This window comes from Goodfellowiella coeruleoviolacea (genome assembly GCF_024171785.1).
In the GTDB taxonomy this organism is placed as follows: Bacteria; Actinomycetota; Actinomycetes; order Mycobacteriales; family Pseudonocardiaceae; genus Goodfellowiella; species Goodfellowiella coeruleoviolacea.
This window is the reverse complement of record NZ_JAMTCK010000003.1, coordinates 356,674-371,041: the sequence shown is the minus strand read 5'-3', so window position 1 is coordinate 371,041 and position 14,368 is coordinate 356,674. Positions and strand designations below refer to the sequence as shown.

Below are 14,368 nucleotides of genomic sequence, written 5' to 3'. Positions count from 1 at the left end.
CGGAACGGGCGGCCCCGCTCATCGCGGGACCGCCCGTCACGTCGTCCACCTGCTGGACTCCAGCTCGCGGCTGGCGTCAGCTCACCGACGGCCTCGGCTCACTCGGCCTCGGCCTCACCGGCGCCGTCCGCCCCGGTCGAGGCGGCCAGGTCGACCGGCGGCGCGTCCGGCACCCGAGCGGGCTTGGGCTCGCCGCGGAAGACGAACCGCGCCTTGTCGTCGGAGCCCTCGCCGCTCCAGCCCTCCACGTCGGTGACGATGATCTGGCCCGGCTGCAGGTCGCCGAACAGGATCTTCTCCGACAGCTGGTCCTCGATCTCGCGCTGGATGGTGCGCCGCAGCGGGCGAGCACCCAGCACCGGGTCGAACCCGCGCTTGGCCAGCAGCTTCTTGGCCAGCGGGGTCAGCTCCAGAGCCATGTCCTTGCTCTTGAGCTGCGCCTCGACCCGGGAGATCATCAGGTCCACCATGCGGATGATCTCGTCCTCGGTGAGCTGGTGGAAGACGATGATGTCGTCGATCCGGTTCAGGAACTCCGGGCGGAAGTGGCGCTTCAGCTCGTCGTTGACCTTCGTCTTCATCCGCTCGTAGTTGTTGGCCTGCTCGCCGGCGCCGGCGAAGCCCAGCCCCACCGCCTTGGAGATGTCCTGCGTGCCCAGGTTCGAGGTGAAGATGATGACGGTGTTCTTGAAGTCCACCGTCCGGCCCTGACCGTCGGTCAGCCGGCCGTCCTCCAGCACCTGGAGCAGCGTGTTGTACACCTCCTGGTGGGCCTTTTCGATCTCGTCGAACAGGACCACCGAGAACGGCTTGCGCCGCACCTTCTCGGTGAGCTGGCCGCCCTCCTCGTAGCCGACGTACCCGGGCGGGGCACCGAACAGCCGCGAGGCGGTGTAGCGGTCGTGGAACTCACCCATGTCGATCTGGATGAGCGCGTCGTCGTCGCCGAACAGGAAGTTGGCCAGCGCCTTGGACAGCTCGGTCTTACCCACACCGGACGGGCCGGCGAAGATGAACGAGCCGGACGGGCGCTTGGGGTCCTTCAGGCCGGCACGGGTGCGCCGGATCGCCTGGCTGACCGCCTTGACGGCCTCGACCTGACCGATGATCCGCTTGTGGAGTTCGTCCTCCATGCGGAGCAGCCGGGTGGTCTCCTCCTCGGTGAGCTTGAACACCGGGATGCCGGTCCAGTTCGCCAGCACCTCGGCGATCTGCTCGTCGTCGACCTCGGCGACCACGTCCAGGTCGCCGTCCTTCCACTGCTTCTCCCGCTCGGCCTTCTGCGCCAGCAGCTGCTTCTCCTGGTCACGCAGCTTGGCGGCGCGCTCGAAGTCCTGCGCGTCGATCGCGGACTCCTTGTCCCGACGCACGTCCGCGATCTTCTCGTCGAACTCGCGCAGGTCCGGCGGAGCGGTCATCCGGCGGATGCGCATGCGCGCGCCCGCCTCGTCGAGCAGGTCGATCGCCTTGTCCGGCAGGTACCGGTCGTTGATGTAGCGGTCGGCCAGGGTGGCCGCGGCCACCAGCGCGGAGTCGGTGATCGAGACCCGGTGGTGCGCCTCGTAGCGGTCGCGCAGCCCCTTGAGGATCTCGATGGTGTGCTCCAGCGACGGCTCACCCACCTGGATCGGCTGGAAGCGGCGCTCCAGCGCCGGGTCCTTCTCGACGTACTTGCGGTACTCGTCGAGGGTGGTCGCGCCGATGGTCTGCAGCTCGCCGCGGGCCAGCATCGGCTTGAGGATGCTCGCCGCGTCGATCGCGCCCTCGGCGGCACCCGCGCCGACCAGGGTGTGGATCTCGTCGATGAACAGGATGATGTCGCCGCGCGTGCGGATCTCCTTGAGCACCTTCTTCAGGCGCTCCTCGAAGTCACCGCGGTAGCGGGAACCGGCGACCAGCGAACCCAGGTCCAGGGTGTAGAGCTGCTTGTCCTTCAGCGTCTCGGGCACCTCGCCCTTGACCACCATCTGGGCCAGGCCCTCGACCACGGCGGTCTTGCCGACGCCGGGCTCACCGATCAGGACCGGGTTGTTCTTGGTGCGGCGGGACAGCACCTGCATGACCCGCTCGATCTCCTTGCTGCGCCCGATCACCGGGTCGAGCTTGCCCTCCCGCGCGCTGGCGGTGAGGTTGCGCCCGAACTGGTCGAGCACCAGCGAGGAGGACGGGGTGCCCTCGCTGCGACCGCCGGTCTCGGCGGGCTCCTTGCCCTGGTAGCCGGACAGCAGCTGCAGCACCTGCTGACGCACCCGGTTGAGGTCGGCCCCCAGCTTCACCAGGACCTGGGCGGCGACGCCCTCACCCTCGCGGATCAGGCCGAGCAGCACGTGCTCGGTGCCGATGTAGTTGTGGCCGAGCTGCAGCGCCTCGCGCAGCGACAGCTCAAGGACCTTTCGCGCCCGTGGCGTGAAGGGAACGTGACCGCTGGGCGGCTGCTGGCCCTGGCCGATGATCTCCTCGACCTGCTGGCGGACGGCCTCTAGAGCAATCCCCAACGACTCAAGCGCCTTGGCGGCGACACCCTCACCCTCGTGGATCAAGCCCAAGAGCATGTGTTCGGTGCCAATGTAGTTGTGGTTGAGCATCCTGGCCTCTTCCTGGGCCAGGACGACCACCCGCCTTGCGCGGTCGGTGAACCTTTCGAACATTCGCACTCCCTGACAGCTGCGCTGGCGGTCCTCGAACTCGTCGCCAGTCGGGTTACCCGCTGAGTCGTCCGTTGAGTCTTCTTCCGGGTACCCATAACGAGTACGGCACCGTACGAACACTGTAGTCGCCGAGGCCGTCGCTCTCAGTCCCCTACGCAGCCGATCACCGTCGGGGATGTCTGACACCAGGCATAACGCGCCACCTGCCTGCGAGATTCCAGGAACCGGACATTGTCCGCTGAGCGCGAACACGGCACTTCGGCCATGACACTGCGTCACATGGAGCAGGGGAAAAGTGGCGCACGCCACTGACTCCGGCGCGCACTGAGCTGGATTCCAGGTAAGGTAAGGCAAACCTGACCAACGGGGTGTTGCCCCGCTGTTCGGGGGCCCACAGCTCGAAGTTTAGGTGAGCAGGAAGGTCGGCACCAGGATGTCCGCTCCCGCCATCCGCCCGGACAGGACCAAGGGATCGCTGGCCGACTCACTGGCCGCGGTCGCCGGCGCGACCGAGAGCTGGCTCGAACTGCGCCGCGGCGTGCCGACCGAGACCGCCGAGGCGTGGGTGTCCTGCGCCGACCTGCTCGACCAGCCCGAACGCCTCGACGCGTGGCGGGCCACCCTGGCCGAGTGGATGTGCCAGGAGTACGGCGAGGCCCCGGAGCGGGCCACGGCCGGCTACCTGATGGGCTGGTACCTCAACGGGCCCGGTCTGCTCGCCGGCCTGCTGTTCCACCGGCTGCGCCGGGTGCCCATGCTGCGCCCGCGCGACCTGGCCCTGCGCATCGCCGCCGAGGGACGCCCCCACCCGGACGGCCTCGCCCTGCTCAGTGACTCCTTCGCCTGCCTGCCCGACGACCCGGGCCGGGACCTGCCCGAGGCCACCGTGGTGGCCGACGAGGCGGCACTGGCCAGCCTGCTGCGAGCCCGGTTCGCCGAGCACGCCGCCCGGTTCGTGGCCGCCTTCGGCCCCACCTCCCGGTTCGGCCGGCGCACCCTGTGGGCCGCGGCCACCGACGCGCTGGACAGCGGCGCCTGGTTGGCCGGCCGGCTGTGCGGTGACGAGGTGTCCGGCGTGGCCGACGCGGCGCTGCTGCTGCCCGCCCGGATCGCACCGTTCACGTCCGGGTCCACCCTGCGGTTCGGCTGCGACGACCCGAGCGCGGGTGACCTCCCGCAGTGGACCCGGCGGCGGGAGAGCTGCTGCTTCCACTTCGCCCTGCCCGGCGCCACCGCCTGCGACACCTGCCCCCGCGTCATGCCAGCTGACCGCTAGCACCACCGGGTGGCACCACTCGGTGGCACTACTGGGTCGCACTACTGGTTCCGCGCCTGGTCCGCCGCTGCCGGCCCGGCCCTGCGCACGCACTGCGTCCCCGCCTGCTGGGTTGCCACGACTCGCCCCACACGCAGCCCCCGCCCATCCCAGGGGGGCGACCCCGGGTCCAGCCTAGTCGCCCCACCCCCACCGGGGCTGTCGTCGCGCGGGCCTGTGGACAACTCGTCAGCCTGTGTACAACCGTCCCCACGATCGGGTGAATCGGCGCACTAACCAGCCACAACGTGGTAAAGGCGCCCCCAGTACGGAGTCCACGGCACCACCCGCAGTCGCGCCACCCGCAGGCGGTATCCCACAAGCCCACAAGCTCACCGGCCCACCGCCCCCGCGGACCCCACCAGCACCACAGCACCACCAGCGCAGCGCCACACGCGCCACGAGAAGCAGCGGGAAGCCACGAGAAGCCACGAGAAGCCACGAGAAGCAGCGAGAAGCTGCGGGAAGCCTCGGGAAAAACGCGAACCGTCAGCGGAAGTGGGCGCCGATCGGCACCACCAGCGGGCCTCCGGACACCGGGTCGGGCACGATCCGGGCCTCCAGGCCGAACACCTCGCGCAGCATGTCCTCGGTCAACACCTCGTCGGGCGGGCCCTGCGTCACGATGTGCCCGTCCCGCATGGCCACCAACTGTTCGGCGTACCGCGCCGCCAGGTTCAGGTCGTGCAGCACCATCACCACGGTCCGACCGGCCTCGGCGTGCAACTGGCGCACCAGGTCCAGCACGTCGACCTGGTGCGCCAGGTCCAGGTAGGTGGTGGGCTCGTCGAGCAGCAGCAGGTCGGTGCCCTGCGCCAGGGCCATGGACAGCCACGCCCGCTGCCGCTGGCCACCGGACAACTCGTCCACCGGGCGGTCAGCCAGTTCGAGCATGCCGGTCATGCGCAGCGCGTCAGCCACGATCGTCTCGTCGGCCGAGGACCACTGCCGGTACCACGTCTGGTGCGGGTGTCGGCCCCGGGCGACCAGGTCGGCCACGGTCAGCCCCTCGGGCGCCTGCGGGGTCTGCGGCAGCACCCCGAGGATCCGGGCCACCTGACGGGTGGACATCTTGTCGATGCGCTCACCGTCCAGCAGCACGCTGCCGCCCCTGGGGGCCAGCAGCCGGCCCAGCGCCCGCAGCAGTGTGGACTTGCCACAGCCGTTCGGCCCGATCACCGCGGTCACCGTGCCGCTGACCACGTCCAGGTCCAGGCCGTCGACGATCAGCCGGTCGCCGTAGCCGAGCCGCAGCTGGCTGGCCCGTAACCGGACCTCGCTCCGCTGCCCGGTGGACGCGGACCCGGTGGACGCGGACCCGGTGTTGGCGGGCCCGGTGCTGGCTGGCCCGTTCGACGACGACTGCACGTCGGTGTCAGTGGTAGTCATGCACGCACCTTCCGGCGACCGCGAACAAGCAGGAACATGAGGTAGGGAGCGCCCAGCGACGCGGTCAGCACGCCCACCGGCAGCTCGACCGCGCCGAACGCCGTGCGGGCGACCAGGTCCGCACCCACTGTGAGCGCCGCCCCGAGCACCGCGGACGCGATCAACGGGGGCTGGCCGACGCCGGACAGGCGCAGCGCGATCTGCGGGGTGGCCAGTGCCACGAACCCGATCGGCCCGGCACCCGCCGTGGCCACGGCCGCGAGCAGCACGGCGAACAGCACCAGCAGGGCCCGCGCGGTGTTCACCCGCACGCCCAGCCCACGCGCGGTGTCCTCGCCGAAGCGCAGCGCGCCCAGCGCGTGCGCGCCGAACAGGGTGGCGGGCACCAGCAGCGCCAAGGCGATGGCCACGGGCTGGACGTGTTCCCAGCCGCGGCCGTTGAGGCTTCCGGTGAGCCAGACCATGGCCCTGGCCGCGTCGTTGACGTCCCCCAGGGTGAGCAGCCAGTTGGTCAGGTTGACGGCCAGGGTGCTGATCGCGATGCCGACCAGCACCATGCGGTGTCCCTCGATGCCGCGTCGCCAGGACAGCAGGTAGACCGCCAGCCCGGCGATCAGCCCGCCGGCCAGCGCGGCCAGTGGCACGCCCAGGCTGCTGGCCAGGCCACTGATCCCGCCGGCGCTGCCGCCGAGCACCACCACGGTGACCGCGCCCGCGCTGGCACCCCAGGTGATGCCGAGCACGTCGGGGCTGGCCAGCGGGTTGCGGGCGATCGACTGGACGATCGCGCCGGACAGGCCGAGGGCGGCACCGACCAGCGCGCCGGTCAGGGACCGGGGCAGCCGCAGGTCGAGCACGATGAACTGGTCCCGGCGGGAGCCGCCGCCCAGCAGCACGTCGAGCACCGAACCGACGCTGATCGGGAAGTCGCCCCGGCCGATGTTGACCGCCATCAGCAGCACCAGCAGGGCCAGGCCGAGCACCGGCACCAGCAGGGCGCGCACCCGCAGCACCCAGGACGCCGGTCCGAGCCGCAGCGCCGGCCGGCCGGCCACCCGGGTGGTGCGGGCGGGCGGCGCGCCCGGCGGCGCGGTGGGGCTCTTGCTCGGAGTCACAGCCGCACCAGCCTCTTGCGACGGATCAGCACGATGAAGAAGGGGGCACCGATCGCGGCCAGCATGATGCCCACCTGGAGTTCCCCCGGGCGGGCGACGACCCGGCCCAGCACGTCCGCGAGCAGCAGCAGCACCGCGCCGATGAGCCCGGCGTAGGGCAGCAGCCAGCGGTAGTCGGGTCCGGTGATCGCCCTGGCCACGTGCGGCACGACCAGGCCGACAAAGGCCAGCGGCCCGCACGCGGCCACGGACGCACCGGTGAGCAGGGTCACCGCAGCCAGCCCGATCACCCGGGTGCGCAGCACGGGCTGGCCCAGCGAGCGGGCCACGTCCTCACCCAGCGAGAGCGCGTTCAGCCCGGGCGCGTTGACCAGCGCGAGCACCAGCCCCACCACCAGGAACGGCAGCACCTGACCGAGCACGCCCTGGTCCCGTCCGGCGATCGAGCCGACCTGCCAGAACCGGTAGGTCTCCAGGCTCTGCTGGTCCAGCAGCACCACCACCGAGGTCAACGCGTAGAGCAGCGCGCTCATGGCGGCACCGGCCAGCGCCAGGGTCACCGGGGTCGGCCCGCCACCGCCCCCGCTGCCGGCCGAGCCGAGCAGGAACACCAGCACCGCGGCGATCATGGCGCCGAGGAAGGCGAACCACACGAACGAGTACACCCCGGTGAGCCCGAGGGCGAAGATGGAGAGCACCGCGGCGAACGAGGCGCCCTGGGTGACGCCGAGCAGTCCGGGATCGGCCAGCGGATTGCGGGTGTGGCCCTGCATCAGCGAGCCGGCCACGCCCAGGGCGATGCCCGCGACCACGCCCAGCAGCGTGCGCGGGATGCGCAGCGAGCGCACCACGATGTCGTCCGCGGTGCCGGTGGGGGTGGCGAGCGCGTGCCACACCGCGCCGAGCGGAATGGGTTTGGCGCCCACGGCGATGCTCGCCACCGCGGCGGCGACCAGCGCCAACAGCAGTGCGGCCAGCCCGATCAGCCGGCGGCGGCGCCGGGCGGCAATGGCACTCCGGTTGTCCCGCCCCCCGGTGCCGACGCCACCGGGGTCGGTCGGGCCGGTGGGCTGTGCGGGGTGTCCGGTACCAGCCTGAGTCGACCGTGTGGTCGCGGGGGTACCGGGGGTCACGTCGGGCTCCTCGCTGGCGTGGCTGTGCTCGTCCGGGCCGGGGCACAGGGAACGAGCTGGACCGACCCGCACCCATGTTAGGCAAGCCTAGCCGAATTAAGCCGGGTTTCCCCCGGCCGGGCATGACGGAGTTGACCACGACCGGCGCTGGCCGGAACTGGCCAGCGCGCGCGAGCACGACAGCGCCAGGCCGGGCGGCGCGCCGGAGAACGAACAATGCGGACAAACAGCGGGCCTGTCCAACCAGGACGACCACCCCACCAGGAGCGGTCGACCGTCAGGCGGAACGAGGCAGGCCCGACAGGCCGGACGGCCGCGCCACAAACCGGGCCCCCCTGCTGACCGTCACAACTCGGCAACGCGCGGACACCGAGAGCTAAACCACGAATATGCATTTGAGGGCCGCCGAACGCAACGGTCCGACGGCCCTCAGGTATCGATGAAATTGAGAGTCTGTTGCAATAGCCCTTCCGTCCGCTGGGAACGTCGCTACCGCCTCGACCCTCAGCCCTGGCGGTGGTACGCCTCGAGGACATCCGCGGGGATGCGGCCCCGATCGGACACCTTCATGCCCTGCTTCCGGGCCCACTCCCGAATGGCCTGGTTCTGCTCACGGTCGGCAGAAGCCGGGCGAGCCTTGGCCCCGGCCGGGGGCCGGCCGGCGGCACGCTTACGCCCACCGGCGCGCCGCGCGCTGCTAACAAAGTCAGCGAGGGCGTCCCGCAACTTACCCGCGTTCTTGGAAGAAAGGTCAATCTGGTAGGAGATGCCGTCCAGACCGAACTCAACAGTCTCCTCAGCCTGGGAACCGTCGAGGTCATCGACCAAGGTCACGGTGACCTTCTGCGCCATGCGTATCCTCCCTGGACTCGAATGCGCGGCGTACAAGTCTCGACCGCGACACCGAAACCATCCAAAAGTCTTGTCGGCAGTAGGTTAGCGCATATCTCACGATATGCACGACGAGCTTGCCTACACGTTAGCTCATTCCGGGCGCACCAGGGGGAAGAGGATCGTCTCCCGGATACCGAGACCAGTGATGGCCATGAGCAGCCGATCGATCCCCATTCCGACGCCGCCAGCCGGTGGCATTCCGTACTCCAACGAACGCAGAAAGTCCTCGTCGAGGCGCATAGCCTCTTCGTCACCCTGCGAGGCCAACCGCGCCTGTTCCTCCAGCCGGGCCCGCTCCACCACCGGATCGACCAGCTCCGAGTAACCCGTGGCCAGCTCGAAACCGCGGACGTACAAGTCCCATTTTTCCGCCACCCCGGGCTGGGTGCGGTGTTGCCGAGTCAGCGGAGAAGTCTCGACCGGAAAATCTCGTACGAAAGTGGGCGCGGTGAGGTGCCGGCCGACCAGGTGCTCCCACAGTTCCTCGACCAGCTTGCCGTGGCCCAGCTTCGGGTCGACGACCAGCTCGTGCTGGTCGGCCAGGCCGCGCAGCCGGTTGACCGAGGTGTCCGGGGTGACCTCCTCGCCGAGCGCCTCCGACAGCGACCCGTACATGGTCAGCGCGGTCCACTCGCCGGACAGGTCGTACTCGCTCCCGTCGGCCAATGTCACGATCTGGGAACCGGACACCCATTCCGCGGCCTCCTGGATCAGTTCCCGGGTAAGCACCGCCATGGAGTCATAGGTCCCATATGCCTGGTAGAACTCCAGCATCGAGAACTCGGGCGAGTGCGATGAGTCACTGCCCTCGTTACGGAAGTTGCGGTTGATCTCGAACACCTTCTCGATGCCGCCGACCACGCACCGCTTCAGGTACAGCTCGGGCGCGATGCGCAGGAAGAGGTCGATGTCAAAGGCGTTCGAGTGGGTCACGAACGGACGGGCCGCCGCCCCGCCGTGCAGCGTCTGCAACATTGGGGTCTCCACCTCGATGAAACCCCGGCGGTGGAACGACTCGCGCAGCGACCGCACCACCCCGGCCCGAGTTCGCACGGTCTGCCGGGCCTGCGGGCGGAGGATCAGATCAACGTAACGCTGCCGAATACGCGTTTCCTCGGCCAGTTCCTTGTGCTGGACCGGCAGCGGGCGAAGCGTCTTGGCCGCCATGCGCCAGGAGTCGGCCATCACCGACAGTTCGCCGCGCCGGGAAGTCACCACCTCACCATGAACGAATACGTGGTCGCCCAGGTCGACGTCCGTCTTCCAGTCGGAAAGCGCGTCCTCGCCCACGCGGTTCAGGCTCAGCATCGCCTGCAGTTCGGTTCCGTCGCCCTCACGCAACGTGGCGAAGCACAACTTGCCCGTGTTCCGCAGGAACATCACCCGGCCGGTGACGCCCACTATCTCGCCGGTGCTGGTATCGGGGGCGAGGTCGGGAAACTTCTGCCGAATCTCGGCCAGCGTGTGTGTTCTGGGCAACTCGACCGGATAAGGATCGACACCCCGTTCCAGTAGCCTCGCCCGCTTCTCCCGGCGTACTCGCATCTGTTCCGGCAGATCATCATCGCTGGTCACGGCGGGAGACTGGTGTTCGGTCACGGATGCACAGACTACGGAAAACGTTAAGCGGTCGAACCACCTGGTCCCCGGCTATACCGTGGCGGCATGGTGATCTCTCCGAACCTGGACAACATCCCGGCCGACCAGCGGGCCCGACGCGCCCGGTCCTTCGGCGGTCAGGCCGCCGCCTACGCCCAACACCGCCCGGGATATCCGCTGACCGCGATCCGCTGGGCGCTTCAGCCACTCGGCGAGAACCGCGCCACCGAGGCGGACTCCCGGCTCCGCGTGCTCGACCTGGCCGCCGGCACCGGCAAGCTGACCGAGAGCCTGGTGGCCAGCCCACCCGAGGGCGAGCCGCCCCTGGTCGCCGGCCACCCCGAGGGACTGGACGTGGTGGCGGTCGAACCGGACGACGACATGCGCGCCGAACTGTCCCGGCTGCTGCCCGGGGTGCCCGCGCACGCCGGCACCGCCGAGGACATCCCGTTGCCCGACGCCTCGGTGGACGCCGTGCTGGTCGGCCAGGCCATGCACTGGTTCGACCTGGACCGCGCCCTGCCCGAGATCGCCAGGGTGCTGCGCCCCGGCGGGGTGCTGGCCGGGCTGTGGAACGACGACGACGAGCGCGTCGACTGGGTCGTCGGGTTCGACGAGGTGGTCAACGGACCGCGCGCCGCCCGGTCTCAGGGCAGCCGCGGCCTGCCCGACGACCACCCCGAGTTCACGCCCTTCGCCCGCGAGCGGTTCGCCAACCCCCGACGGCACACCATCGACTCGCTGCTCGCCACCACGGCCACCCACTCGCAGCTGCTGGTGCTGCCGGAGGACGAGCGCGCCGCGCTGCTCGACCGGATGCGCGACTACCTGCGATCCCGACCGGAGACCTCGGGCGGGGAGTTCGACCAGCCCCTGCTCACCGTGGTGGCGCGCGCGGTCCGGCGGAGCTAGCCGGGTGCTCGCGGCCAGCCAGCCGGATCCGCTCAGCGCATGTTGCGTTCGAACAGCAGGCGCAGGCCCAGCAGGGTGAGGTCGGGCACGTGGTGGGCGATCGTGGTGCACTCGGCCAGCACCAGCGGGGCCAGCCCGCCGGTGGCGATGACCGTGATCGGGCCGCTGTCGTCCTGCTCCAGTTCGGCGACGATCCGCCGCACCAGGCCGTCCACCTGGCCGGCGAAGCCGTAGAGGATGCCCGACTGCAGGCACTCCACGGTGTTCTTGCCGATCACCGTGCGCGGCCGGACCAGCTCGACCTTGCGCAGCGCGGCGGCCCGCACCGCGAGCGCGTCCACCGAGATCTCGATGCCCGGGGCGAACACTCCGCCGAGGAACTCGCCCTTGGCCGAGATCACGTCGATGTTGGTGGTCGTGCCGAAGTCCACGACCACGCAGGTGGTGCTGTAGAGGTGGTGGGCGGCCAGGGTGTTGACCACCCGGTCACCGCCCACCTCCTTGGGGTTGTCCACCAGCAGCGGCACGCCCGTGCGCACCCCGGGTTCCACGATCACCTTGGGCGCGGCCGAGTAGTAGCGGCCCAGCATCACCCGCAGCTCGCGCAGCAGCGCCGGCACGGTGGACAGCACGGACACGCCGGTGATCGCGTCCGCGTGCTCGCCGAGCAGGCCGCGCACGTTCAGGGCGAGTTCGTCGGCGGTCATCCGCGCGTCGGTGCGCATCCGCCAGTCCCGCAGCAGGGTGGCGTCCGCGCCGGTGCCGTCGTAGAGGCCGAGCACGATGTTTGTGTTGCCGACGTCGATGGCGAGCAGCACGGGCGAATCCTCTTGTGGTGGGTCGGTGGTCAGTTCTGGCGGGTGGGCCGGCCGGTCAGTTCTCGGCCTGGATGAGCGCGTCGAGGCGGGCGGCGTCCACCGTCTCCGCCGGCGGCGCCTCGTCCTGCGGCGCCGACCCGCTCACCAGGCCACTGCCCTGCGGGGCACTGGCCGGGTCGTGTCCGAGATCGACGACCTGGTTCTCGGCGTTCACGAACACGACCTTCGGCCGGTAGTTTCGCGCCTCGGTCGGGTCCATCACCCCGTAGGAGATCAGAATCACCAGATCGCCCGGCTTGACCAGGTGCGCCGCCGCGCCGTTGATGCCGATCACGCCGCTGCCCCTGGCGCCGGGGATCACGTAGGTCTCCAGGCGGGCGCCGTTGGTCACGTCCACGATCGCCACCTGCTCGCCGGCCAGCAGGTCGGCGGCGTCCATCAGGTCCTCGTCAACGGTGACCGAGCCGACGTAGTGCAGGTCGGCCTGGGTGACCGTGGCCCGGTGGATCTTGGACTTGAGCATCGTGCGAAACATCGCAGACCTCCTGTCAGTGGGCTGTCTCCCGGGCCTGGTCGGGCCCGCCGAGCAGCACCGGTGTGTTGTCGATGAGGCGGGTGGTGCCCACCCGGCCGGCCACCAGCAGGCGGGCCGGGCCCGCGCTCGGGGCCGGGCCGAGGTCGGGCCCGCGCAGTTCGAGGTAGTCGAGTTCGATCTCGGGGGTGGCGGCCAGCACGGCGCGGGCGGCGTCCAGCACCGCGTCCGGACCGGCCGCGCCGGCGTGCGCGCCCGCGCCCAGCGCGGCCGACAGGCTGGTCGCCGCGGCCCGGCCGGACTCGGACAGGTAGACGTTGCGCGAGGACAGCGCCAGGCCGTCCGGTTCCCGCACGGTGGGCACGCCGACCACCGACACGGCCATGTTCAGGTCCTGGACCATCCGTCTGACCAGCACCAACTGCTGGTAGTCCTTCTCACCGAAGAACGCGTAGTCCGGGTTGACCAGGTGGAACAGCTTGGCCACCACGGTGAGCACGCCGGCGAAGTGGCCGGGCCGGCTGGCGCCCTCCAGCTCCTCGCCCAGCGGTCCGGGGTGCACGGTGACCCGCGCCGGCTCCGGGTACAGCTCGGCGGCCTCCGGCGCGAACACCAGCTCCACGCCCTCGGCCCGACAGATGTCCACGTCGGACTCCAGCGACCGGGGGTAGCGGTCCAGGTCCTCGCCGGGGCCGAACTGCAGCGGGTTGACGAAGATCGACACCACCACCACGGTGTTGGGCAGCCGACGGGCCCGGCGGATCAGCTCCCGGTGGCCCTCGTGCAGCGCGCCCATGGTGGGCACCAGCGCCACCTTGCGCCCGGCCTGGCGCAGCGTCCTGGTCACCGCCGCCAGCTTGGCGGCACCGGTGTGCACGGTCAGCTGGCCGAGGGCGAAGTCGGCCTTGGTCAGCGTCGCGGTTCGCGGGTAGGTCATCTCGGCTCCTCGTCACCACGGGCGGATTCGTCGCCGTCCAGTGCGGCCCGCACGTCAGCGGCCTCCTGGGCGCGCAGCACGCCGGCGGCCCGCGCCCGCTGGGCCGTGCGGGTGGCCAGCGCCCGGTAGGCCGCGAGCAGGTCGGGGTCGTGCTCGCGCAGCACCGCCAGGTGGGCGCGGACCGTGCCCGCGTCCCCCCTGGCGACCGGCCCGGTGAGCGCCCGGTCACCGTGGCGCAGCGCGTTGTCCAGCGCCGCCGACAGCAGCGGCTCCAGCAACCGGTTGGCCGGGCCGATCCCGGCCCGCTCCAGCAGGTCCACGCAGTCGGCGACCAGGGTGACGAGGTTGTTGGCACCGTGCGCCAGCGCGGCGTGGTAGAGCGGCCGGATCGACTCGCGCACCCGCACGGGTTCGCTGCCCAGTTCCACCACCAGCGCCTCGCCCACGTTCCAGGCCACCTCGTCGTGCTCGGCGGCGGTGACCCCGAAGCAGCAGGTCGCCAGGCGGTGCAGGTCCTCGGCGCGGCCGGTGAACGTCATCACCGGGTGCAGGGCCAGCGGCAGCACCCCGACCTCGGCGGCCGGGGCCAGCACGTCGACCCCGTGCGCGCCCGAGGTGTGCACCACGATCTGGCCGGCGCGCAGCGACCCGGTGGCCACCAGCCCGCGGACCAGCCCGGCGAGCGCGTCGTCGGGCACGGCGAGCAGGACCAGGTCGGCCACGGCCGCCACCTCGTCCGGCCGGCGCAGCGGCACATCGGGCAACAGGTCCTCGGCCCGGCGCACGGAGTCCCGGGAGACCGCCGACGCGGCCACGATCCGGTGACCGGCACGGGCGAACGCGGCTCCGAGAACCGCGCCGACGCGGCCGGCCGACACCACACCGACCGCCAACCGAGCGGGCCGACTGGTCACTGTCGACCCACAGGCATGGTCGCGCTCATTCGCGCACAGCTCCTTCAAGCGTTCCAGTCCCACCCTCGCGCGGGTACCGGACGGCGGGCGCGAGGGTATCCGGCGGGAAACGGCGTTGTGGCGGTCGGGTGACAAGCTTCACCCGACCGACGAGGCCCGTCT

The 14,368-nt window shown here is 70.8% G+C and carries 12 protein-coding genes; 2 read left to right on the top strand and 10 right to left on the bottom strand.

The window, feature by feature from the left end:
- Positions 1 to 98: 98 nt before the first annotated feature.
- Entirely contained in the window at positions 99 to 2,648 is a 2,550-nt protein-coding gene (locus LX83_RS07750; RefSeq protein ID WP_253768589.1) for an ATP-dependent Clp protease ATP-binding subunit, read from the bottom strand.
- Between the two features lie 409 nt (positions 2,649 to 3,057).
- Between LX83_RS07750 and LX83_RS07745 the strand changes: the two genes are divergently transcribed.
- Positions 3,058 to 3,924 carry a (2Fe-2S)-binding protein gene (locus tag LX83_RS07745; protein WP_308203931.1) on the top strand — a complete coding sequence of 289 codons (867 nt, stop codon included), beginning with the start codon at positions 3,058 to 3,060 and terminating at the stop codon, positions 3,922 to 3,924.
- A 528-nt stretch (positions 3,925 to 4,452) separates the two neighbouring features.
- Here the strand turns inward: LX83_RS07745 and LX83_RS07740 are convergent.
- The 5 genes from LX83_RS07740 to lysS form a co-directional block, all read right to left on the bottom strand.
- Complete coding sequence (locus LX83_RS07740) at positions 4,453 to 5,352, bottom strand: ABC transporter ATP-binding protein (RefSeq protein WP_253768587.1); 900 nt, start codon at positions 5,350 to 5,352, stop codon at positions 4,453 to 4,455.
- Complete coding sequence (locus tag LX83_RS07735) at positions 5,349 to 6,467, bottom strand: FecCD family ABC transporter permease (protein WP_253768584.1); 1,119 nt, start codon at positions 6,465 to 6,467, stop codon at positions 5,349 to 5,351. The genes LX83_RS07740 and LX83_RS07735 overlap by 4 nt, the downstream gene beginning before the upstream one ends.
- Positions 6,464 to 7,477 (bottom strand): FecCD family ABC transporter permease, encoded by a 1,014-nt coding sequence (locus LX83_RS07730; RefSeq protein ID WP_253769137.1) that lies wholly within the window; start codon positions 7,475 to 7,477, stop codon positions 6,464 to 6,466. The genes LX83_RS07735 and LX83_RS07730 overlap by 4 nt, the downstream gene beginning before the upstream one ends.
- Positions 7,478 to 8,104: 627 nt before the next feature.
- Positions 8,105 to 8,452, bottom strand: a complete 348-nt coding sequence (locus tag LX83_RS07725) for a histone-like nucleoid-structuring protein Lsr2 (RefSeq protein ID WP_253768581.1) — start codon at positions 8,450 to 8,452, stop codon at positions 8,105 to 8,107.
- Between the two features lie 132 nt (positions 8,453 to 8,584).
- The gene (lysS, locus tag LX83_RS07720) at positions 8,585 to 10,039 is read right to left on the bottom strand and encodes a lysine--tRNA ligase (protein ID WP_253769134.1); all 1,455 of its coding nucleotides are present in this window, start codon (positions 10,037 to 10,039) and stop codon (positions 8,585 to 8,587) included.
- A 120-nt stretch (positions 10,040 to 10,159) separates the two neighbouring features.
- Here lysS and LX83_RS07715 point away from each other — a divergent pair, with 120 nt between their 5' ends.
- Positions 10,160 to 11,005 carry a class I SAM-dependent methyltransferase gene (locus LX83_RS07715; RefSeq protein WP_253768579.1) on the top strand — a complete coding sequence of 282 codons (846 nt, stop codon included), beginning with the start codon at positions 10,160 to 10,162 and terminating at the stop codon, positions 11,003 to 11,005.
- A gap of 32 nt (positions 11,006 to 11,037) precedes the next feature.
- On the opposite strand, the gene LX83_RS07710 is transcribed toward LX83_RS07715, so the two are convergent.
- Genes LX83_RS07710 through LX83_RS07695 form a run of 4 tightly spaced genes read right to left on the bottom strand, consistent with a single transcriptional unit; the run spans position 11,038 to position 14,206 of the window.
- Positions 11,038 to 11,823, bottom strand: a complete 786-nt coding sequence (locus LX83_RS07710) for a type III pantothenate kinase (protein WP_253768576.1) — start codon at positions 11,821 to 11,823, stop codon at positions 11,038 to 11,040.
- 55 nt (positions 11,824 to 11,878) lie between these two features.
- Positions 11,879 to 12,358, bottom strand: a complete 480-nt coding sequence (panD, locus tag LX83_RS07705) for an aspartate 1-decarboxylase (RefSeq protein WP_253768573.1) — start codon at positions 12,356 to 12,358, stop codon at positions 11,879 to 11,881.
- Between the two features lie 13 nt (positions 12,359 to 12,371).
- Positions 12,372 to 13,292 carry a pantoate--beta-alanine ligase gene (panC, locus tag LX83_RS07700; RefSeq protein WP_253768571.1) on the bottom strand — a complete coding sequence of 307 codons (921 nt, stop codon included), beginning with the start codon at positions 13,290 to 13,292 and terminating at the stop codon, positions 12,372 to 12,374.
- Positions 13,289 to 14,206, bottom strand: coding sequence for a Rossmann-like and DUF2520 domain-containing protein (locus LX83_RS07695; protein ID WP_253768568.1), 918 nt, complete (start codon positions 14,204 to 14,206; stop codon positions 13,289 to 13,291). Before LX83_RS07695 ends, panC begins: the two co-directional genes overlap by 4 nt.
- Between the last annotated feature and the right edge of the window lie 162 nt (positions 14,207 to 14,368).